Annotated in this window: 25 protein-coding genes and 1 pseudogene; 15 read left to right on the top strand and 11 right to left on the bottom strand. The window is 39.7% G+C overall.

The window, feature by feature from the left end:
• Positions 1-72 precede the first annotated feature (72 nt).
• The 6 genes and pseudogenes from ACFX4H_RS12430 to ACFX4H_RS26840 form a co-directional block, all read left to right on the top strand.
• Positions 73-723, top strand: a complete 651-nt coding sequence (locus ACFX4H_RS12430; protein ID WP_323602907.1) for a DsbA family oxidoreductase — start codon at positions 73-75, stop codon at positions 721-723.
• Between the two features lie 51 nt (positions 724-774).
• Positions 775-1,377, top strand: coding sequence for a nitroreductase family protein (locus tag ACFX4H_RS12425; RefSeq protein WP_145504495.1), 603 nt, complete (start codon positions 775-777; stop codon positions 1,375-1,377).
• Between the two features lie 75 nt (positions 1,378-1,452).
• Complete coding sequence (locus ACFX4H_RS12420) at positions 1,453-2,916, top strand: spore germination protein (protein ID WP_328138731.1); 1,464 nt, start codon at positions 1,453-1,455, stop codon at positions 2,914-2,916.
• A gap of 10 nt (positions 2,917-2,926) precedes the next feature.
• Positions 2,927-3,997: a GerAB/ArcD/ProY family transporter gene (locus tag ACFX4H_RS12415; protein ID WP_328138732.1), complete on the top strand. Its 1,071-nt coding sequence runs from the start codon at positions 2,927-2,929 to the stop codon at positions 3,995-3,997.
• Positions 3,994-5,079 (top strand): Ger(x)C family spore germination protein, encoded by a 1,086-nt coding sequence (locus ACFX4H_RS12410; protein WP_328138733.1) that lies wholly within the window; start codon positions 3,994-3,996, stop codon positions 5,077-5,079. The genes ACFX4H_RS12415 and ACFX4H_RS12410 overlap by 4 nt, the downstream gene beginning before the upstream one ends.
• Positions 5,080-5,292: 213 nt before the next feature.
• A pseudogene (locus ACFX4H_RS26840) lies at positions 5,293-5,429 on the top strand (DsbA family oxidoreductase); the annotation flags it as partial.
• A 76-nt stretch (positions 5,430-5,505) separates the two neighbouring features.
• On the opposite strand, the gene ACFX4H_RS12405 reads toward ACFX4H_RS26840, so the two are convergent.
• Entirely contained in the window at positions 5,506-6,141 is a 636-nt protein-coding gene (locus ACFX4H_RS12405; RefSeq protein WP_377435425.1) for a hypothetical protein, read from the bottom strand.
• 506 nt (positions 6,142-6,647) lie between these two features.
• On the opposite strand from ACFX4H_RS12405, the gene ACFX4H_RS12400 reads away from it, so the two are divergent.
• From ACFX4H_RS12400 to ACFX4H_RS12385, 4 genes are all read left to right on the top strand, one after another.
• Complete coding sequence (locus ACFX4H_RS12400; RefSeq protein ID WP_328138739.1) at positions 6,648-7,259, top strand: flavodoxin domain-containing protein; 612 nt, start codon at positions 6,648-6,650, stop codon at positions 7,257-7,259.
• Positions 7,180-7,347: a Fur-regulated basic protein FbpA gene (locus ACFX4H_RS12395; RefSeq protein ID WP_084737527.1), complete on the top strand. Its 168-nt coding sequence runs from the start codon at positions 7,180-7,182 to the stop codon at positions 7,345-7,347. Before ACFX4H_RS12400 ends, ACFX4H_RS12395 begins: the two co-directional genes overlap by 80 nt.
• Complete coding sequence (locus tag ACFX4H_RS12390) at positions 7,340-7,489, top strand: FbpB family small basic protein (protein ID WP_095679135.1); 150 nt, start codon at positions 7,340-7,342, stop codon at positions 7,487-7,489. The genes ACFX4H_RS12395 and ACFX4H_RS12390 overlap by 8 nt, the downstream gene beginning before the upstream one ends.
• 910 nt (positions 7,490-8,399) lie before the next feature.
• The gene (locus tag ACFX4H_RS12385; protein WP_241635119.1) at positions 8,400-8,855 is read left to right on the top strand and encodes a DinB family protein; all 456 of its coding nucleotides are present in this window, start codon (positions 8,400-8,402) and stop codon (positions 8,853-8,855) included.
• 25 nt (positions 8,856-8,880) lie between these two features.
• Here the strand turns inward: ACFX4H_RS12385 and ACFX4H_RS12380 are convergent, their stop codons facing one another.
• Complete coding sequence (locus ACFX4H_RS12380; RefSeq protein WP_376708013.1) at positions 8,881-9,513, bottom strand: DUF2238 domain-containing protein; 633 nt, start codon at positions 9,511-9,513, stop codon at positions 8,881-8,883.
• Positions 9,514-9,568: 55 nt separating this feature from the next.
• On the bottom strand, positions 9,569-10,342 hold the full coding sequence (locus tag ACFX4H_RS12375) for an alpha/beta fold hydrolase (RefSeq protein ID WP_328138742.1): 774 nt from the start codon (positions 10,340-10,342) through the stop codon (positions 9,569-9,571).
• 192 nt (positions 10,343-10,534) lie between these two features.
• Between ACFX4H_RS12375 and ACFX4H_RS12370 the strand changes: the two genes are divergently transcribed.
• Together ACFX4H_RS12370 and ACFX4H_RS12365 are read left to right on the top strand one after the other, a co-directional pair.
• A complete protein-coding gene (locus tag ACFX4H_RS12370; RefSeq protein WP_225989034.1) occupies positions 10,535-10,705 on the top strand; it encodes a hypothetical protein in 171 nt (56 codons plus the stop codon).
• Positions 10,706-11,344: 639 nt separating this feature from the next.
• Positions 11,345-11,905: a peptidoglycan-binding domain-containing protein gene (locus tag ACFX4H_RS12365; protein WP_063590303.1), complete on the top strand. Its 561-nt coding sequence runs from the start codon at positions 11,345-11,347 to the stop codon at positions 11,903-11,905.
• 493 nt (positions 11,906-12,398) lie between these two features.
• Here the strand turns inward: ACFX4H_RS12365 and ACFX4H_RS12360 are convergent, their stop codons facing one another.
• Complete coding sequence (locus ACFX4H_RS12360) at positions 12,399-12,845, bottom strand: hypothetical protein (protein ID WP_063590304.1); 447 nt, start codon at positions 12,843-12,845, stop codon at positions 12,399-12,401.
• Between the two features lie 196 nt (positions 12,846-13,041).
• Here ACFX4H_RS12360 and ACFX4H_RS12355 point away from each other — a divergent pair, with 196 nt between their 5' ends.
• Positions 13,042-14,469, top strand: a complete 1,428-nt coding sequence (locus tag ACFX4H_RS12355) for a phospholipase D-like domain-containing protein (RefSeq protein ID WP_377435422.1) — start codon at positions 13,042-13,044, stop codon at positions 14,467-14,469.
• Between the two features lie 133 nt (positions 14,470-14,602).
• A complete protein-coding gene (locus ACFX4H_RS12350; protein ID WP_377435420.1) occupies positions 14,603-15,454 on the top strand; it encodes an MBL fold metallo-hydrolase in 852 nt (283 codons plus the stop codon).
• 52 nt (positions 15,455-15,506) lie between these two features.
• Here the strand turns inward: ACFX4H_RS12350 and ACFX4H_RS12345 are convergent, their stop codons facing one another.
• The 6 genes from ACFX4H_RS12345 to kynU form a co-directional block, all read right to left on the bottom strand.
• Entirely contained in the window at positions 15,507-15,842 is a 336-nt protein-coding gene (locus tag ACFX4H_RS12345) for a hypothetical protein (RefSeq protein WP_249597293.1), read from the bottom strand.
• A gap of 148 nt (positions 15,843-15,990) precedes the next feature.
• On the bottom strand, positions 15,991-16,623 hold the full coding sequence (locus ACFX4H_RS12340) for a LysE family translocator (protein WP_063590308.1): 633 nt from the start codon (positions 16,621-16,623) through the stop codon (positions 15,991-15,993).
• A 144-nt stretch (positions 16,624-16,767) separates the two neighbouring features.
• Positions 16,768-17,394 carry an arylformamidase gene (gene kynB / locus ACFX4H_RS12335; protein WP_377435418.1) on the bottom strand — a complete coding sequence of 209 codons (627 nt, stop codon included), beginning with the start codon at positions 17,392-17,394 and terminating at the stop codon, positions 16,768-16,770.
• Positions 17,395-17,433: 39 nt separating this feature from the next.
• Positions 17,434-18,288: a tryptophan 2,3-dioxygenase gene (gene kynA, locus ACFX4H_RS12330; RefSeq protein WP_034309592.1), complete on the bottom strand. Its 855-nt coding sequence runs from the start codon at positions 18,286-18,288 to the stop codon at positions 17,434-17,436.
• 46 nt (positions 18,289-18,334) lie between these two features.
• A complete protein-coding gene (locus ACFX4H_RS12325) occupies positions 18,335-19,756 on the bottom strand; it encodes an amino acid permease (RefSeq protein WP_377435416.1) in 1,422 nt (473 codons plus the stop codon).
• 87 nt (positions 19,757-19,843) lie between these two features.
• Complete coding sequence (gene kynU, locus ACFX4H_RS12320; protein ID WP_377435414.1) at positions 19,844-21,121, bottom strand: kynureninase; 1,278 nt, start codon at positions 21,119-21,121, stop codon at positions 19,844-19,846.
• 171 nt (positions 21,122-21,292) lie between these two features.
• Between kynU and ACFX4H_RS12315 the strand changes: the two genes are divergently transcribed.
• On the top strand, positions 21,293-21,907 hold the full coding sequence (locus tag ACFX4H_RS12315; RefSeq protein ID WP_377435413.1) for a TetR/AcrR family transcriptional regulator: 615 nt from the start codon (positions 21,293-21,295) through the stop codon (positions 21,905-21,907).
• Positions 21,908-21,964: 57 nt separating this feature from the next.
• Here ACFX4H_RS12315 and ACFX4H_RS12310 read toward each other — a convergent pair.
• Positions 21,965-22,292 (bottom strand): hypothetical protein (locus tag ACFX4H_RS12310; RefSeq protein WP_377435412.1); only part of this gene is annotated, 328 nt, incomplete at its 5' end.

Raw genomic sequence — 22,292 nt, 5'->3', positions numbered from 1 at the left:
ATTTTTTTTGCTCTGTATTGTAACTAGTTTGGTTACAAGTTTAGCTGATATTGAAAAGTGAGGGAATATATGATGACAGTGAAAATTAAAGCATATTCTGATTTTATTTGTCCATTTTGTTTTTTAGGTAAAGGGCCTTTGGACGAAATCGTGAAGGAAAAGGATGTAGAAGTGGAATGGATGCCATTTGAATTGCGTCCGAGTCCATATACGAAAATTGATCCTTGGAAGGAACCCGATAAGTTGAATTCATGGGATTCTTACATTCTTCCTGTTGCGAAAAAGCTAGGGGTTGATATGCGTTTACCCCGTGTCTCCCCGCATCCATATACACATTTGGCATTCGAAGGCTGCCATTTTGCAAAGGAGCACGGAAAAGGGAACGAATTCCACAACAGAGTATTTACCGCGTTTTTTCAAGAGGAACAAAATATTGAAGATATTGAAGTATTGACAAAATTAGCGGGTGAAGTTGAGCTTCCTATAGATGCCTTTAGAGAAGCGTTAGTGTCCCGAAAGTATCGGGAAGTGCACCAGCAAGCACTCAAACATGCTTATGAAGAAGCAGATATCAGGGCTGTCCCGACGTTCATTATTGGTGATGAAGTCATTCAAGGACTAGCCAGCAAAGAAAGGTTAGCGCAAGTCATTGAGAAGGAAGAAGCAAAAAATAAACGGAATGAATTTGATGGCTTGCAATGTGATGGCAAGGTGAACTGCTAAAAGCCTTTTATTAAATAAAATGAAATGAAACATAAAATTGGAGGACTCAAAATGTCAGCAACTACAACTAATGTAAAAGAAGCAATCATCAATCGCCGTTCCATCCGTAAGGTGAAAAAGAACGATAATATTTCGAAGGAAAGAATCAATGAATTGTTAAAAATCGCTTTACATGCACCGACTTCATTTAATATGCAAAGCGGACGAGTGGTGGTGGTGATGGATGACCAGCATGAAAGGTTCTGGGATATTGTAAAAGAAACACTTCGTTCCCGTGTCCCGGAAGAGAGCTTTGCGGCTACTGTGGAACGACTGCAAGGATTTCGTGATGGAGTGGGAACCATTCTATTCTTTGAAAATCAAGAAACGATAGAACAAATGCAAGAAAAAGCCCCCTCCTATAAAGAACAGTTTCCATATTGGTCCCATCAAGGAAGTGCTATGCTGCAGTATGCAATATGGATGACTTTAACAGCGGAAGGCATAGGGGCATCTTTACAGCATTATAATCCGATCATTGATGAAGAAGTGATGAAAACTTGGGATCTTCCAGGTAAATGGTCGTTGATAGCTCAAATGCCATTTGGTGAGCCGAATGAACAACCAGGAGAAAAAACGTTCTTGCCTTTTGAAGATATTGTGAAGTTTTATTAATTAAACGATGAAAATCAGGGCCTTTTTACTTTTAACGGAGTAAAACGGGCTCTCTTTTTTTTAGGTCAAAAAAGATTGTTTGCTGATTCACTCTTTGCACTTGGTTTAAGCCGTATCAAACGCTTTGCGCATGGTTATGCTGATATGGAGGTGGCGATTGTGGTGAAAATGGATCTTTTAATGAAGGCTTTTCAAGGAAATGATGACATTGTACGAAAAGAAATCCTTATAAACAAAAAACCAATAAGCCTATTTTATATGAATTCACTGACAGAACAAAAAACGTTAGAAGAATTGGTGATTCGGCCCCTTCACTTACATAATGGTGACGAATGGAAGGGACTGCAGAACGTCTATATATCCGGAGAGTCAATTGATTCTGTCAGTGATGCCGTTCAAGCTGTTTTGGAAGGCTTCACACTTATTAGTGATGGTGAAGAACTGATTAAACTTAAAACGTATAGTGTCTCCCAGCGCAGTATTGAATCCTCTGCGATAGAATCCTCCATCATGGGGCCACAGGATTCTTTTAATGAATCGTTACAGACGAATTTATCTTTACTTAAAAGAAAAGTGAAAAACATTTCCTTAAAAACTATTATAGGCAATATCGGAGAAGAAACCCAAACACAATATGCCGTTTTATATATGGACAATAAAGTATCCCGTGACAATCTCGATTTTTTGCTGCGTGCTTTGGATAAGGTGAACATCCAAGGAATAACTTCAGCTTCCGTTTTGCAACAAATGATTGAAGAGATGCCTTGGTCGCCATTTCCACAACTGCTTAACACGGTAAGAGTTGACACATCGATGAGTTCATTACTGGAAGGGAAGATTGTATTATTGCTGGATGGCGCCCCCCAGGCCCTGATCGGTCCCATCACCTTCATGGAATTGGTGAACTCTGCTGACGATGAATACAATCGTTCATTGACCGCTACATTAATTCGCCATTTATCTCTTTTTGGCCTTTTTATGACGATTTTCATCACCTCTTCATATGTTTCATTTTTAACGTTCCACCCGGAAATGCTTCCGCCGCAACTTTTTAGCTTAATCGCTACTTCCAGGGCAAAGGTTCCTTTCTCACCCATGCTAGAAGTGCTGATTTTGGAAATCATTATTGAAATTTTAAGAGAGGCTGCCGCACGTATGTCCATTAAAGTAGGACAAACCATTGGGGTAGTGGGAGGTATTGTAATCGGAACAGCTGCAGTGGAAGCTGGTTTATTTAGCAATATCATTATTATCCTTGTCGCTGTTTCAACGCTTCTCTCTTTCTTGCCTACCAATGTCTTATTGAGAAATGGCTTTCAAGTGATTAAATATGTATTCATCCTTTTAGCTGGGATGCTCGGTCTGTTTGGACAGATGATTGCTTTTGCTTATTTATTATCACATCTAGTTAAATTAAAATCTTTGGGATCGCCACTACTTTCCACTGGTTTTAACAAGGGTAGAGGATATTCAAACAAGGGTGTACTGAGAGTGCCGGAGCGCGGATTAATAAAAAATAGTTCTAGAACAAATAGGTGAAAAGATGGAAATGCAAAAGCTAAAAAAACTACATTCAGTTCATGTTATTTTCTTAATGATCAATACCATCACAGGAGTTGGAATGTTTACATTTCCTCACGATGTCAGCCAAGTGGGTTATGGGGGCTGGGTCATGCCGCTAGTTTATGGGATCGTGATACAACTCCTCTTATGGTTGTTTTTCCGGTTGCTCAAATACTATCCCGATCATAACTTATTTGAAATTAATACTTTATTACTAGGAAAAGTTGCCGGAAACTTCATCAATTTCATGATATTTATCTATGCCATTCTTGTCATATTTCACGTGATCAAATCGTATGTACATATAGTGACCTTACTGGCTTTTCAATTTAACCCTACATTTTGGATAATAACGGCCCTGCTCTTTGTCACCTTTTCCCTTGTCAGTAAAGGAAATATTATTTCACTGGCTCAATATCATATTCTGTCTTTCTTTTTATCCATCTGGTTCATTCTTTTTCTTATTACCGGTTTTAATAAAGGGGATATCACACATCTGCTGCCGCTCCTAAACTTCACTGCCTCAGATTTGATGGCTGCATTCCCTAAAGGGTACTTTTCTTTTATTGGTTTTGAATTTATCCTTTTCTTTTATCCGTTTATTAACAATCAGGAAAGAGCATTTAAACATTCCAGTATAGCTTTATGGGTGGTGGTATTTTTGTATTGCTTTGTTACCATCGCGGCTGTCACACATTACACGGATTGGGAGTTACAGCATATTCAATATCCAATCGTTAACTTCATGCAGGAGGTGCAATTTTCCTTTGCCGTCAGAATTGATAATGTCTTTATCAATTTATGGCTTCTTCTGGTTGTAGGGACTGCTGCCGCCTATACCTGGATTGCGAAGAATGCGTTAGATCAAATATCGAGGAATGAAAAAAATGAAAATACTAAAGTGCTTTCTGCTTTAGGGGTGGTTTTTATCCTTCTTTTTCTGCCTGGAAGTTCGGGTGAAGCAATAGGGAAAATCGCAGATGGGATAATATACTTCAATTTTGTACTGGTTGTTTTCCCAATACTTTTACTTGTAATAAGGAGGGTGAAGTCTTGAAAAATTTATTTAGGATCACCTTCTTGATTACAGTCCTCGTACAATTATCCGGCTGCACGCATTTTCAGCAGCCAGCTATAGAAGATTATGGCTTGGTACAAATTGTCTCCTTTGATTATATGGAATCAACAAAAGAAACGAAAGTCTCCGTACTGATTCCCCAGGTCATTACAAGAGACAAAGAATCGATAAAAGTGTATGAAGTCACGGATGAAACAATTGCGGGTGCCATTAATAAACTTTCGATGAAAATCGATAAGACGATCGTTCCTTCCCAGCTACAAGTAGGGCTAATCAGCCAGAAGTATGCTAAAGAAAAAGGTATGAAGGAATTAACAGAATACTTCAGGTACAATCCTCATTTTTCCATGAATATGATGATGGCGGTTACAGAAGAGGATGCAGTGGATATCATTACAGGAAAATATGTGGACGAACCTAAAATTAACGAATATATCCTGAGTTTAATGACACCAAGGTATAATAAATCATTTGCTACCTTCATATCTCTTCAGGAGGTGGATTATAAAACATCCAGCGGTACAGCGGACCCTACACTTCCACTGCTCATTAAAGAGGACGAACAATTGTCCTTTAAAGGGAATGTGTTATTTCGGGACTATAATATGCAAAGTACCCTTACAATTGACAAAAGCAACATCCTCCAATTACTTAAGGAAAAAAGAGCGGAATTATTTAGTGTGGAAATGGATTTAAAAGATTCAGAACGTAGACGGGTCTATACACGAACAATGAAAAGTAAAGTAAGGTACATCAGTAATGGAGATTTAAGTGATCCGAAGGTAACGGTTAAGCTCGATATCCAAGTGAATGGCTTATCCGTCAATCTGGGTCCAATTCATGCATCGGAAAAACGGATTAGCCAATATTTTCAAACAGAAGTGAACCAATTAATTGCCGAGCTCCAAAAAGAAAAAGTCGATGCGATTGGGATGGGAGAATCATTTCGTCGGTCGCATAGAGGACAATGGTCGGGGGAAAAATGGAGGCAGACATTTCCAAAAGTGAAATATACCACAGAAGTTACTACGGAAATTACAGAAGAAGGAATGAGTCAATAGATCATGATTTCAGATTTTAAAAGAAATTTAACAACGGCGCTTATCCTAAACATGGATGGTCGCCGTATTTTTGCTATTGTCATTGAAAATAACTTTCTTGGCATGGAGGACTGTTGCTCCTTTTTTTGTAACTAGTTTGGTTACAAGAATAGCTGATATTAAAAGTGAGGGAATATATTATGACAGTGAAAATTAAAGCGTAATCTGATAGGAAAGGATGTAGAAGTGGAATGGATGCCATTTAATTGCATCCGAGTCAATCTACGAAAATTGATCCATGGAAGGAGCCCGATAAGTTGATTTCATGGGATTCTTACATTCTGCCTGCTGTGAAAAAGCTAGGGCTTGATTAGAATACTTACAGAAGAACCCCTTTTATCAAACAATAAAACCTTTTCTTTTACTGTTTAATATAAAAGGGGTATTTTAATGTACTTCTAGTTGAATTGTAGAAACAATATTAGAATCATCAACCCATATATAAGCATTTTTACACTTATGCGTGAAATATCTAATGGCAAAAGTATCTTTTAAACAATCTTTTAAAGTCCAATTGTATAAGGAGAGCGAGATTATTGGCCCCTTTGATGTGTTTTTTAAATAAGCTAACACCTTATCGAACTCCATATCTTCGTATTTCTCTATAAATTCAGGTATTATCTTGTATGATTTTTGTGGTTTCCATTCATATTGTGATTTGCTAATTGTCCCATATAGATTTTTTATTATTGGATTTATGTGACTCGACCTGATCAAGGAGAGAGATTCTTGATTCGGCTTATTTAACATTATTTCTGATGGTACTTCGTTTTCTAATAAAATCTTGGTGTTGTCAAAATGCATAATAATTTCTTCGATGACTTGATTATCAATTCTATCGACAAATAACGAAGTAACACTACTTTCATCTTGGCAACCCAACAGTAAAAAGAATTGAGTTAATAGTGAATATTTTTTTTCGAAATTTGAATTAGGGGTAAATTCCCTGATCTTGAAATCTGAAAAACTGTCTGTATTGTCTTCGAACTGATTATTAGCTTCAGAAGGTTTCAACCATTCCATTAGTAGCCCACCTAGTATGTTTTTTATTGGCTCTTTTCATAAAGATTGTTGTTTTTAAAACGAAACTATTTAAGGTTGATTGGAGCGGAAGTGCGAGACTCCTGCGGGAGCAGCGGGACAGGTGAGACCCCACAGGCGTTTACGCCGAGGAGGCTCACCGCCCGCCCCGCGGAAAGCGAGCATCTGGAGGGGAAATCAACCACACCGCACTACTTGGTAAATAGCAACAAAGTATGCGAAAACAGCCTTTTTATTTAACCTCAAAATAACTAAAACCTATATAGTTAAATTATTACATAGTGTATCATGATTTTTTATGAAAATATAGGCTTTTTTACCTAAACGTTTTGGTTTTTTCACTTAATTTTTAGGACATTTATATTATTTTTAAGATGAAAAAGGACTGTTTAATATAATTTACGGAGGTAAATAATTGACAATGAGAATCATTTTCATTTATAGTGAAGTGTGTAATGAAATTAATTCTCAATTAGGAAGTGATATAGATGAAGGTATTCATTGGTTATGTCAGTTTATCCGGTAATACCGAGAAAATGGCTATAAACATAAAGAATAGAATGAAGGCTGTCGGCTGTGAAGTATATATGGAAAGATTGGATACTGTTGAAGTTGATGCTTTAAAGGACTTTGATTTGGCCTTTATAGGTTTATATACATGGAATCTTGAAGATGTACCGTATGAAGCAAACGAGTTTTATGAAGAAATTGACCAAGTGGACTTTGCTGGAGTGAAAGTTGCATTCTTTGGTGCCGGCGACCTGACCTATTCGAAGCCCTGCGCCGCGATAGATATCCTTTCGGATAAAATGAAGCGATTTGGATTTGACGTATATGATCGAGTATTGAAACTACACCAAGAAAGCAGTACATACGAACAATGGAGGAAATGCGAAGACTTTGCAGACCATGCCCTTATATGGGGAAGCAATAGGAAAAAGTGGAGATTCTCCATGTGGGATCGGATGCTAGGCAGCCCCAAATACCAAAAGTCTGTATTTTTGTTAAGGAGGGTCCTTGATGATTACCCAATCAAGTGCAAAGGGAGAAGCAAAAAAAGAAGAACTTATACAAGAACTTCTGAAATTCGGGATTTTTAAAAAATATAATAAACAACTATACGAGCTTCCGATCGTAGTTTTACAGAAGGAATTCAATCAATTGAGAGGTGAATTAAAAAATGTCTAGAAGAAGGAAATCTTATACTCAACTGCTAAAAGAAAACCGCGAGCTTCTGTTGCATGACAAAATCGAAGTGGAACGCATCTATACAAAAATCGATCAGAAAGCCATCAATGAAAAAAAGGGCAGTAAGCAAGTACAATCATGATTGGTCAAAAAATTTGAACGTTGCCTCCAGTCACTAGCTTTCCAAGGGTGATCCGCCCTCGGAGCTCTTTGCGCCTGTGGGGTCACAGCTTGGATACGCTTTCCCCGCTGAAATCTCGAACACCCTTTACAATTAACTTTGTTTAAAAAGATAGAAATCAATTTGTCCACAGTTTTTTTTGGCGGTGTAAAATTTAGATTTCCACTTCAGGCACTCGCTTTCCGCGGGCGGTCAGGGAGCCTCCTCGGCGCGCCTGGGGGGTCTCCCTTGCCACGCTTTTCCCGCAGGAGTCTCGAACACCCGCTCCAATCAACTTTGAGTTTTAAAAGAAAAAACTGCTGGCTCGTCTTATTCCAAACCCTATTTAAGACTAGTTTATCCTTCATGTTTTTTTCCTGTCATCCTTAATGGATGGAAGAAATATGCGACACTCCTGCCGAAAAACTGGCTAGCCGAGACCCCGGAAACGCTTGCGTCGAGGAGGCTTGGCAGGCAGTCGGCGGAAAGGGAGCGGATTTCTGAAATCAGCTGGAACGTTTGTTAAGAAGAAACTGTAGGCTGGACACATTCCACCCATGTTTAAGACAAGATCCTTCATATTTTTTTCTGTCATCCTTAATGGATGGAAGAAATATGCGACACTCCTGCCGAAAAACTGGCTAGCCGAGACCCCGGAGACGCTTGGCAGACAGTCGAAAGGGAGCGGATTTCTGAAATCAACTGGCATGTCTGTTAGAAAAAATCTGCACGTAAAACTCTATAGTCTGAACCGAAATCCTTTTGTTGATTTCGGTTTTTTCTTTTGGTTCTGTTATTGAACGATGTTGATTATATTCAACAAAAGAAGGAGGTATTATCCGGTTGGTTGCCGAATAAAAATCCTTTAGGTAAAACTTAGGGGGAGTGCAAATTGAAAAATGTAATAGATGGAATCAATCATTGGATTGGTTTTATACCTGAAGAGTTCAACCGGATGACAGAAAAAGAAATAAATCATCGGCCAATGCCACACAAATGGTCCAAAAAAGAGATTTTAGGACATCTATGCGATTCTGCATTGAACAATATGAATAGGTTCATCAAGATTCAGTACGAAGAACACCCATATGTTATACAATCATATAATCAAGACCAATGGGTATTAGTCCAGAATTACCAAGAGCGACCATTGGATGAGATCGTTAACCTTTTTTGTACTTTAAATAAGCAAATCATTCATATAATAACGAATACACCAAATGATAGATTATCTAATCTTTGTGATATAGGAAATAATCAACTAAAATCAATGGAGTGGCTAATAAAAGACTATCTCGAACATATGGAACATCATATTAACAATCAAATCCTAATTAAAAAAGAGTGATCTATATAGGTCACTCTTTTTTTTTTCAATTGTTCACTTTTCGCAACAGCTTGTCATGAAGTTTGGACAAGGTGAACAATACGATGATAGAGCCGATCAAGGTTAACGCCATATCCCATTGTGCGTCCCAAATATCACCTTGTGTTCCTAAAAAGTCCTTTGAAGCTTTTCTGCCTTTTGAAATGATGGCAGCTATCCATTCGATGATTTCATAGAGTGCTCCAATGGCAAGCGCAAAACTTACTGTGACAGCAAATAACCACGGTCCTTTTGTTAGGGGAGTTTTACGGATTACTATTTCCCTAATCACAATCGCAAGTAAACCTTTTAGAAAATGACCAAACCGATCATAGTGGTTCCGGGTTAGATCGTAATGATCTTTTATCCAATTAAATAGAGGAACTTTTGTGTACGTATAATGGGCACCGATGAACATGGTAATTGAAAGAACGGCAATGACGAAATAGGATAATGTAGTGAGGCGGAATTTATTATATGTGGCCATGACATAAATCAAAAACACTACGGCAGGAAGGACTTCCATTGTCCATATCAAGTATCCTTCAGGCTTAATCACTGACCAAATAAAAACTGCAGTGACTAGCAATAGAAATAATAAATGAATCAGTCTACCTTTATCTCTTCCCAATTTTTTCACTCCATAAATTTATGATATGTAGATCGCAAAAGATTGAAATTTGCAATCGGAAAAATCAATCGGATTGTGAATGGATAAAATGCTTAATACTTTCATTTAATTCATTGGCCGCTTTTGTAGGGATTTGATGCTTTACATGATCAATGAATCTTAATTCCGCATAGGGCAATTTTTCATGCAATAAATGTGCATAGCGATACATTGGTTTATCTTGTTTGCCATAGATCAGTAAAGTTGGAAGATTGATTTTCCCAAGCTGATGGGTACAGGTATAATGTAAACTATAATGGTAATACTGCTCGATATTACGGGCATCTCCTTTTAGGGCTTCATTAAACATTTTGTTGAACAGCTTAATGGTATTTGAATTGCTCCATGAGATGGAAAGCGCAAGAATGGGAACTGCGTCCTTCTTGGCAAGTGATATGCCTAAAGAAATCTTTTGCTTTAAAGATGTATCTTTCACTTCAGACATTCCGCCTATTACAATGCCACCTAGAGCCCTATCGGCACAACTCAGCAAGAATTCCAATACGATGGAGCCGCCGGTCGAGTATCCGCATATCATTGCTTTTTTAATTTTCAAATGATCCAACAGATGTTTGATATCTTCTATAATCAGGGGATAAGTTACTGGCTGTCTTGAATACTGACTTCTTCCATGACCCCTAATATCAAAAGTGATGACTTTGAATTCTTCGGATAATTTCTCCAATTGGTATTCGAAATTCACACTGGTCAGTACAGGAGGATGGATAAAAACAATAGGAACCCCTTTTCCCCTAACAGAATAATGCAAGCTGATGCCGTCCACATCTAACATTGGCATGAATATTCACCTCATTCGAAGAGTACTTGCATAATATCCCTCCTGAAAGAATTTTCCCTATTTAACATGTTTTTATTACTAATTGTTTTGGTAACGAACTAATTGAATTTTTAGGGTTCTTTTGAACAAGATATAAGAGTTCAGGCAATGAACAAAAATATAAAAAATAAGGTGATGTAAATGAGAGCAAACATGGATAAAATTTTACCAGTTGTCGCTTCGGTCGGAGTAGGTATAGCCACTTATCAAATGTTGAGTGGAAATGGCGGGAAAATGAAAAATATGGTGCCGCTTGCCACCAACTTGATGGGAATGGGGACTGGGATGCCAGGGCAGAATCAACAACAGCCAGAAAATCAATAAAAACATCTCCTATAGGGGATGATTTCAGACTGTAGACAAACTCGATGAAAATCGAGTTTGTCTACAGTTTTTTTGCGGTACAATTTGAACGTTGATTTCCGATCCAGGCGCTCGCTTTCCGCGGGCGGTCAGGGAGCCTCCTCGGCTTGCGCCCGCAGGAGTCTCGCACCTTCCTCTCCAATCAACTATGTTATAACGTTTAGTTAGAAACTATACCTGAGGAGTTGAAGGTGTTGGTTTGGGAACATCATCATGTGTTGAAAGATATGTTTTCCGAACCCCTTTTGTGTATACAAACTGAATGGGGTGATATTCTTCAGACTGTAGACAAACTCGATATTAATTAAGATTGCCTAGTTTTTTTGAGGGAGTGTAAAATATGAACGTGATTTCCGCTCCAGGCACGCGCTTTTCCCGCAGGAGTCTCGCACACCTAGGTAAACCCCCTCTTGTTTTTATTCATGAAACGGGACTTCCATCATATGCTGGCTTTTGGAAATGACACGATGAATCATATTTACCATTTTTTATAATTAAAGTAATAAAACACCAATAAAATAACTCCTTGCGTTATAATGAATGGGCTCTAAGGGAAGTGTCAGAAACCTGCAGGAGTGATCATTTGAATGGAGGTTATATGTGTTGAAGAAAAAATTATTGGTCATGATTCCAACAGTTGCTTTGATGTTGGCTCCTTTAGGAACGGGGACTTCAAATACCGAAGCGGCATCAAAGGGAAGTCAAATCCAGAAAATCGAAACGAAGGCGGAAACACGCCCGACCCTCAAGAAAGGCTCACGTTCAAGTTATGTAAGAGACTTACAGCAAAGCCTTAAAGATGTTAAATATCATGTAGGTGTTGATGGGATTTTCGGTACCCAAACACAAAATGTGGTAAGGGAGTTTCAAGTGGATCATAACTTAGCTTCAGATGGTATCGTCGGACCGAAGACATGGGCTGCTTTAGATGAAAATAAGGTGGAAAGAAGACAGTTCACGGAGAAAGACGCGATCGCGTTAGGGAAGAAGAAGCTGGGCAGCAACATCGTATTCAGCGGTGATGGCAGATTGTTGAAAGATGGCAACGGAAAATCATATTACAACTTTAAAGCAGCTAATAAAGATTGGATCGATCAAGGCGGCACAGGAACGATTGGGTGGTTCCACATTTATAAAGATGGCCGTGTAGTGGAACAATAAAGGATATACATGCTAAAAATGGTTCTCACTTTAAGTGGGATTTTTTTTATGTAAAGCATCAAGAAGACTAAATACATCTATTTTTGGCTATAAATAACAAGTAAATACAGATATAATAGTAAATGGACAGCAATTTGGTATAGTGGGCAGCGGTCACTCCTTTTCAGAAAGGGGGTGTCGCTGGTGATTTCTATTATGGACGGACTGATGCTAATGATTTCATTTGCCTCTTTAATCGTCGCAGTAATCGCGGTTACATTAAAAAAGTAACCCCCTCCATACCATCCGGCCAGATGTATGTAGGAAAAGGGTTACTTTCATGATCGAGTAGCAACTGACTTACCACAGAAAGCCGCTGCTCTTTATGCAGTTTGCTGTTCATTGAGACGCTGGTTTAACCAGTGTCTTTTTTTATATTTATTATTATATCCTCATTTTCCCTATACATTCAACTAAAAAACCTGGATGTAATCTTGAATAAAAGTAAAATCAATTAGATTTTCGTTAAATTCCTGCCGTTTTCCTGTTTGAATAATTTCATCCCTTTATAAGAAACAATCGCAGGAATCATACAAAGCAAGGCCATCGGTAAACAATAAAGAAGATAGAGATGCCCTCCGTTATCGAGCAAGGGAATGAAGGCTAATGCAACAAAAAGTAAAGTGAAAAAAATGATCGTGAAAATCCCGAAAGATTGATGATAGAATGCATGTATTTCCCTTCTTCGTTCATCCTGGTTGGGTAAGGTCTTAACTGCTTTGTGCGTTCGAAGGAATAGGTACAAGGAGAACATTAGAAATAAAGCGGAAAATGGCAAAGCGATCGCAAATAATGAAACGTCCAGAATGGAAAGATAAAAGCTGGATAAAAAGAAAACCTCCGATACCCCTAATGCAAAACAATAATTGAAGATACTTATTCTATCAGGTTGTTTAAGCATGAAATCCCTCCTTCTATATCATATTATGCAACTGCTTTCATGTTCACCACTTTGTCACATTTAAAAGAAAAAAAATCCTCCCGGTTCCACTCAGCACCGCTCGCTGCCCCGTCAAATGTATCAAGCCTGCAGATGTTGAATAGAGTCTTTGCATATTACGAATAGTAATAAATATCGCTTAAGAGGGGAGTGCTCAATGACTGTAAAAACGGCAATCAAAGGATTTTTACTTGTTCTTCTATTATATTTCCTTTATGTAGTTGTGACGGCTGTTGTTCTTTTCCCCAAAGCAGAAAAAGAAGAAGACAGGCCGATTAAACAGGTAAGTGAATATATGGGAGAGAAGGAAGCCACCGTGGATCGTGTCCTGCTTTTCGAAGACGGTTATGAGTCGGGACTCGCCAGAATGCGAATGATCCAGGAAGCCCAGCATTCAATCGATATCGCCTACTATGCTTTTGGAAAAGGCGAAACAACCGAGCTTTTTCTTGGAGCCTTGATCGATGCGGCTGACCGTGGTGTCAAAGTCCGAATCCTTCTGGATGGAATAGCTCATGGACTCAGAGGTCAATTAAGCAGTGCCCGTTATGCATTGGCTTCACATGAAAACATTGAACTAAGATATTACGAAACCTTTAAGCCATTTAAGCCGTGGACCTGGCATAATCGCCTTCATGACAAGATCATCACGGTAGATGGAAAGTTAGGCATCATCGGAGGGAGGAATATTGCCGATAAGTACTTAGCAAGCAAACCGCCGAGGAATTTTGTCTATGACAGGGATGTACTCATTTTCAATGCTAAAGAGGAGAAAGATAGTGTAATCGTTGAAATGAAGGGCTATTTGGATGAATTATGGACCCATCCGTATACGAGCGATGTTTTTTCGGACCTGTCGAAAAGGCAAACGGAAAAAGGAAAACGCGAAAGAGATGCATTAGCGAAAAAATACAGTAAAGCTTTGCGCACTGAAACCGATTTCGTGAACCCAGTCGTCGATTGGGGTAAGGCTACTACACCTACTAAAAAAGTGTCCTTCATTCATAATCCGATCGAACGGTTCAACAAATACCCCATTGTGTGGAGATCTTTATTGGATATTGCTGCAAACGCCAATCAATCGGTATACATCCAAAGTCCCTATATTGTCCCTGCGGATGCCTTGAAGGAATATGTACCGAAGCAATTGGATTCAAATGCTGATTGGACCATACTTACCAACTCGGCTGCATCAACCCCGAACATGATCGCTTTTTCCGGTTACTTGGCTTTTAGGGATAGCGTCGTTGAGACGGGGGCAAGGGTATATGAATATTCAAAGCCTTATTCTTTGCATGGTAAATCGGTTGTCTATGATCAACGATTAAGTGCAGTGGGTTCCTACAATTTGGATTCTCGATCTGCCTTTTTAAATACAGAATCGATGGTGGTCATCGATAGTGAAAGATTTGCAGCGCAGTTGATAGGAGCGATGGATTCAAAAATCAAAAATAGTACACTCATTGCTGACAATAAAAAATATAGACAACTGCCAGAGGATCGGAAAAGGGAAGAGTCCTTTTTTAAGGCCACCTTTTTAAATGCCCTCTCGAAAATTACGGTATATTTCAATAGGTTCATTTGAAACATGACTAAAAAGACAGCAATCTTAGTGATTGTTGTCTTTTTAACCTTTTGCGGAGATTATCTTATGAATACATATGTAATTTGCTATACTTGAGCAAGCTAATCACAACAATCGTAAGGAGAACAGAAACATGCAAACATTACAGCACCTATCGAAACATATTGCCTACCTGCCGCCAGTTCAGGAAACGGATCGCCCGGTCCTTGCCGCCGTTACGGGAAACAAGAAAACGCTCATCATCGATGCCGGTAACTCTGTCAGGCATGCGCAGCTCTTTGAGGACGAATTGCTTCGGAATGATATAAGCGGGAATTTCCTCGTGCTTACCCATTCACATTGGGACCATGTATTCGGACTGGAGAATATCGGGATTCCGGTGATTTGTCAGGAAAAAACATACACGAACATTAAAGATATGCAGCAGCTTTCATGGGAAGATCAGGCCCTTGACCAACGTGTCGAAGAAGGAACGGAGATTGCCTTTTGTGCCGATGCAATCAAATTGGAACATGGGACGAATAGAGAGCTTTCCCTTCCCCTGCCCGATATCATCTTTGAAAAAACGATGACGATCGATCTTGGCAATATAACCTGTGTCATCGAACATGTCGGCGGCGACCATGCCAATGATTCCTGCATCATTTATATACAGGAGGAAAAGACCTTATTTCTGGGAGACTGCCTGTATGCCAATCTTTACGCGGAAAAATGGAATTATACGGCTGAACAGGCTTTGCTGCTTCTTAAGAAAATAGAAGCCTATGATGCCGAAACCTATATACTTTCCCATCATGATCAGCCTCGTACGAAACTGGAGATGGAGGCGGAGCTTAAGCTAATGAAAGAATGTGCCAGAGCGGTGGTCGAACATCGGGGAAACCGGGCTTTAATGGAGCAGGAATTGGCTAAAGGATTAAAGCGGGATTTAACTGTGGACGAGCTCGAAACGATTGGATTTTTCGTGAATGGGTATGTTGAGTGACTGAACTCTAAAGTGGGGTATGAGCTCGGTATTATTGGGCTCATACTCAGGCCTATACAAAAGAGATAATAAACGTTATTAGTGCTGAAAGGATAAGAACTGATAGGATGCCTGATATGATTTTCCCGGCTTTTGCTCCTCTATTATCGGGATATATATGACCAATAATAAAGGCGGGGATGAAAAATATAGCCGAATAGAACACTGTATAATGAATACCTGAATTTCCATTTGACCAAGCGCTAATTCCGATAGTATGTAAAATATGATCTCCAATGCCAGATTTATCGCCAAATTCAAACGTAAACAATATTCCGAATAAACATAGCACGAAAGAAAGTGAACCTAATCCGATATCTTTTGTTTTCTTAACTTCAATGGTTGTCATGTTCTTTTTTCTCCTTGTATTAAAAACCAAATTATGGTTTTCATTGTAACATAACTCAGCAAGTACTTAAATCCCTACTCCTGTACCAGAACCCCAATATATTAAAAACTGCACCACCAATTGTCTAACAATTAGGGTGCAGTTCACATTAATTATGAGCTTTTTCTAGAGCAAGCTTTATCCCGAAACCAATCAAGACCGTCCCGGTTATCCCCTCGAATATCGTTTGGGTTCTAGGCTTTTTCATAAAAGCACTGATTTGGTTCAGCAGATAGATATAAAATACAAACCACAACGCAGTTAAAACGGTATACGTCATGCCCATGATAAGGAATGGTAAAAACGTATCATTCCCCGGATTCACGAACTGAGGCAGAAACGTTAAAAAGAAGACGGCCACTTTAGGGTTCAGCAGATTGGTAAGGAATCCTTGCTTAAAGCATGACTGGTTTTCGTACTTACTTTTGACCGTCGTTTCCGCCGCTGCGGCCACTTGCTTATTCCTTAATCCCCATAGTGTCTTGAAGCCTAGATATACCAAGTAAACGGCACCGGCATATTTGAAGATGGAAAATAATAAAGCGGATTTCACAATGATTGCTGAAAGTCCGAAAACGGCAGCAGATGTATGAATGAGCAGGGCACAGCATGTGCCGAATATCGTTTTAAAACCTCCCGAAGTCCCCACGGTAACGGTGTTCCTTGTGGCTATTGCTGTATCTGGACCAGGTAAGATGATGAGAAGGATGCACATGATGATGAATAAATAAAAGTTTTCCATATTCGGACCTCCACTCTTAGTGATGAATTCTGAAAATTATAACATAGATGCACGTGGTTTAGGGAGATAAATTTGATAGTAAATGATTACAAAAAAAACAAGCCAAATCAGTTTTGATCTGGCTCGTTTTTTGAAAACATATTGTCAGGGTGACTTTTTCAACACAGCACGTACCGGACTTCCATCTGCTTCGACCAAAGGAAGAGGGAGGGCTGCCAACTCATAATTACCCGGTTCGATACCGTCTAATACAAGTCCTTCCAAAATGTGAATGCCATGATCGGCAAGTTCATGGTGGGCAGACAGCTCTTTACTATCCAGTGGATCTACTGATGGTAAATCAAGTCCAATTAGACGGACGCCGTGTTCTGAAAGATATGCCGCTAATTCTGGCTGGATATGTGGAATGGTTTGTGGAAACACACTTCGATCCTTCCATGCATCCGTGCGAATTAACAGACGGGTAACGGCTTGTAGATCTATATGGGATAATTCATCGACTCCGATGCTTGTCTTGTTTGGTAAATGGATAACTCGGGCATTTCCCATATATAAGTCGAGATCCAAATCAATCACTCTTTTTCCATCATCATCAAAATGAAAAGGTGCATCAATATGGGTACCGGTATGGATACTCATATTGATTTGACCTACATTGACAGATCCGCTCTGTTCTTTACTCCAATTGACTTTATAAGAGAAAGGTGTATCTCTAGGCCAGACTGCAACGTTATCATCCAGACGTTGTGAAATATCAATCCATGTCCCCATGCATTTACCTCCGTCCCTACTGGCTGTTTCTTGAATATCTTATAGCTTCGTTCTTAGACTCCATAGCTCTGGGAAAAAGTGTTGATCCAATGCTCTCTTTAAATACGTTACACCTGATGATCCGCCCGTTCCTTGTTTATTACCAATAATCCTTTCCACTGTGGTCATATGATTAAAGCGCCATAATTGCTGTTGGTGGCCGATGTCCACTAACTTTTCGCCCAGCTCGTATAAGTCCCAATATTGCTCAACATCGCGGTAAACTGTCAGCCATGCCTCTTCTACACTGGCATTTGGTTCATATCTTTGGGACCAATCCCTGCTGAGGGCTTCTTGATCAATAGGTAATCCGCGTGCCACAAGAGCATTGATCGCCGCGTCATATATACTTGGCTCATGAAGGGCCTGCTGCATTTGCTCGTATAAATCCGTTTGGTGCTGATAGACGGATAGCGTATGGACATTCTTGTTTCCTAATGCAAATTCAATCAAACGATTCTGGTAAGATTGAAATCCGGAAGATTGTCCCAGTTTATCCCTGAACTCCATGTATTCAGCCGGTGTTAAAGTTGAAAGGACATTCCATGACTGGATCAATTGCTGCTGAATCCTCGAAACCCGCGACAGCATTTTAAACGAAGGTTCCAACTTGTTTTGGCGGATGGACTCTGTTGCTGCTGTCAACTCATGTAAAATGAGCTTCATCCATAGCTCACTCGCTTGATGGATAATGATAAAAAGCATTTCATCATGATGATCGGAGCATCTATGCTGACTGGTTAAAATTTTATCAAGGTGGAGGTAATCTCCGTAAGACATCGATTTTTGAAAGTCGGTTTGAATTTCTTTCTCTAGACCCGTTATTGTTTGTTCATTGTTTTCAACATTTTTCATTCCGCAATCTCCTCACTTTTCGCAAAAAACTATTTATTCCGCCATTCTATTCTATCTTCTTTTCCAGAGATTCTTCCATTACATTATGGTTAATATTTCTTCCTTTTGAAATAAAATAAGCAACAGCTAAAAAAAGTAACCAAGGAATCCCGAATTGAAGCATGATTTTGAAATCCGTAAACCATGATGTAATCATCAAACTGAATAGAAGAACGGCTCCTAGTATCGTTAAATAGGGGAAACCGATCATCCTAACAGGTAATTTGCGTCCGCCGGTTTTCTCCCATTTCACCCTGAAAAACAAATGGGAAATGAAGATCATGAGCCATGTGAACATGGCACCGAACATGGAAATCCCCATCATGAAAGCATAGGATGAACCAGGAAGTAACGCATGAACGCCTGCAGCGATGAATATCCCCGTTGAAGAGACAGCAAGGGCTTTCGTAGGAACACCGCTTTTGTTTAACTTTCCTAAAAAAGTAGGTGCATGTTTTCCGCGTGCCAATGAAAACATCATCCGTGTTGAAGCATAGAGCTGAGCGTTCATGGCAGATATGGCAGCCGTTAGAATAATAAAGTTCATGATCCCGGATGCACCTGGAATGTTCAGGATTTCCATCACTTTTACGAATGGGCTTACCTCGATCCCGGCCGTTTTCCAAGGAACGATCATCAGCATGATGCCGATTGTCAGCACATAGAAAGTGGATAAACGGAACACAGTCGCTTTTAATGCTTTTGGGACGGCGGCATCCGGATCTTTTGCCTCCCCTGATGTAACCGCTATCAATTCAGTTCCAAGAAAGCTGAATAAAGAAATAAATACGGCTATCCACATCCCCTTCAAACCAAATGGGAAAAAACCGCCTTCATTCACGAAGTTTTCCGGTCCTATATGCGGCTGTTCGGATGAACCGAACAGTACATAGGCTCCAAGTAGGATAAAACCAACAATGGCACTTATTTTAATAAAGGAGAACCAATACTCAAATGTCGCGAATGTATTCACGCTGGTACCATTTACATAAATCAAGACACCTGCAAACAACAATATCCATACGATTCCCGGCACGTTCGGAAACCAATAATTCATATATACGCTGACTGCACTTACTTCAACCCCAACAGCCAAAACATTGCCAATCCAATAGGAATAGCGGACAAGATAGCCTGCCATTGGACTCATGTACTTTTCCGCAATGGCCCCAAAAGATCCGGAAGTAGGGTGGGCAACCGTCATTTCAGCTAAACAGCCCATCAATAGTAAGACAATGAACGCCCCAAGAGCATAGCTGAGCAATACACTTGGCCCTGCCGCTTGAATCGCAAGTCCGCTGCCAAGAAATAGCCCCGTCCCGATGGCACAGCCCATCGCGATCATGGAAAGCTGACTTGTTTTCAGCTCTCGCTTTAATCCTTTTTCTGGCTCATCTTTAAAGTTCAATTGAGTATTGTTTTTCTCCATAGTTCATCTCCTTTTTATCAAAAAGATTTTATCCTGCCCAATTAATTAACCATTTGAGGGATGAGCCCCATCTGGAGGAACTCCGGGTTATGCGACCACTTCACGCTCATTCTTGTATTTTTCATATTGTTTTTCTGACATGATTTTCTTGAGTATTTGTACAACTTCCCAAACTTCCGCATAAGAAGTATAGAGTGCAACCGGGGCGAGGCGAATGATGTTAGGTGCACGGAAATCGGGAATGACACCGTTCTCTTTCAATGCCTTGCATATCCGTGCAGCTTCTTTATGCTCGAGGCTTACATGACCTCCGCGGCGGATGTCTTCTCTGGGGGTTCCAATGAAAAATCCCATGTCTTCCAATTCGAATTCGACTAAATCCATTAAATATTGATTGATTTTCAGGGATTTTTCACGAATATTTTCAATTCCAGCTTCTATAAAAATGTCCAAAGACCCAATCAAAGGTGCACAACTTAACACATGCGGCGTGCCAATTTGATACGCTCCTGCTGATTCAGCTGGAGTTAAGGTATGTTCCATATCGAATTGTTTATCTTTTTTGGAGCCGAACCATCCAGCCAATCCAGGCATCGTCCCAAAATGTTTTCGATTTACATATAAACCGCCAACACCGCCAGGGCCGCCATTTAAATGTTTATAATTGCACCAATACGCAAAATCCACATCCCATTCGCTGAATGAATGCGGGATGGCACCGATGGAATGACATCCGTCAAATCCGATTACAATGCCTCTTTTATGAGCTTCATCAGTCAATCGTTTCATATCCAGTATTTGACCGCTGCGATACAGGACCGTCGGCAAGATGATCAAAGCGATGTCATCGGTCATTGCTTCGATGATGTCATCTTCTTCAAGAAATCGGCCATCACGGCTTTTCACGCGGATGAGATCGGTTTCCGGATCGTATCCATGTGTACGCAGCTGACTTTGAAGAGCATAAATATCAGTCGGGAAGGTTAATTCATCAGCCAAAATCTTTCTGCGCATTCCTTGAGGCTTATAAAAAGTAGCTACAAGCTGATGCAGATTTACAGTTGTGGAGCCGGTTACAATAACTTCCTCGGGAGAAGCTCCGACCAATTGGGACATCTTCGCGCCCAATTTCTCAGCCATGAAAAACCATGGGTGATTCCCTTGCGTCCATCCATCAATCCCATGCTCTTTCCAATCTTCCAAAGACTCCAGAAGTGTGCGTTCAGCCCTTTTCGAAAGAAGCCCCAATGAGTTTCCATCCATATAGATGGAACCCGGCTTTAAATAAAACTCTTCCCGAAAACCTTTAAGCGTATCATTCTCATCCATTTGTTTTGCGTGATCCAATGTATATTCAGAAACCATAATCATCCTCCTATATTAGTTTTTTTAAATTCTAGGAGAATCGTACCAAAGAATATGACACGGTGTCAATAAGTTAATTCAGAAAATTATAAACATTAAAACAAACTTTCCAACAAATGTTTTTTATTTTATGGAAATCCTTTATCCTAGAAGATAAGGGGAGGAATAAGCATGGAGAATGGCAAAACAGGGGATAAACGGCATTTACGCTCGATCATGACACGACAAAAGCTATTGGAAGCTGCAAAGGAAATATTTCTTGAAGAAGGTTATCAAGCTGCGCTTATTTCCCAAATGATCAAAAGAGCAAACATCGGATACGGGACGGCCTATGTTCATTTTAAAGGGAAAGAGGATCTGTTAATTGTATTAATGGAAAATGTAATGGAGCAATTCTATGAAATTGCCGAGACCTCTTTCTTTCCAAAATCAAAAGACGAAGCAAAACATATCATCAACAGACAAGCTAATGCATTTTTGAAAATGGCAGAAGCTGAACGCAACATGATGCAGGTCTTCGAACAGGCCATTGGGATATCAACCATTATTTCAGATAAATGGAAAGCGATCCGCATGAAGTTCATTCAGCGAATCTCGCAGGACGTCGCCTATGCACAGCAAAATGGACTGGCAAGAACTGAACTAAACCATGAGCTTGTCGCAAGAGGATGGTTTTTCACAAACGAAATGTATCTATGGGAAATCGTGCGAAACGAACATCAAAGTTCAGTAGAAGAAATATCTCAAACCATCACCTCAGTCTACGTCGAAGGCTTATATGTGTAATGATGCTGGCAGCTAACCAATCTTCCGATTATATACAATCGGAAGATTTTTTTATTATCAAAACTCACGAGTAAAGCCGCGGAATTCACGAGTAAACTGCCCAAACTCAGGAGTAAATGCAAATTTACGAGAAAAACAGCAAAATTCACGAGTAAACTGCTCAAACTCAGGAGTAAATACAAATTCACGAGTAAAACAGCAAAATTCACGAGTAAATTGCTCAAACTCACGAGTAAATAGCGCAAATTCACGAGTAAATGCAAATTTACGAGAAAAACAGCAAAATTCACGAGTAAATTGCTCAAACTCACGAGTAAATAGCGCAAATTCACGAGTAAATAGCGTAAATTCACGAGTAAACTGTTCAAACTCACGAGTAAATAGC

The organism is Peribacillus sp. YIM B13477 (assembly GCF_042787955.1).
GTDB classification, from domain to species: Bacteria; Bacillota; Bacilli; order Bacillales; family DSM-1321; genus Peribacillus; species Peribacillus frigoritolerans.
The sequence above is the reverse complement of the archived record's forward strand: the minus strand, read 5'-3'. Positions and strand labels throughout refer to the sequence as shown.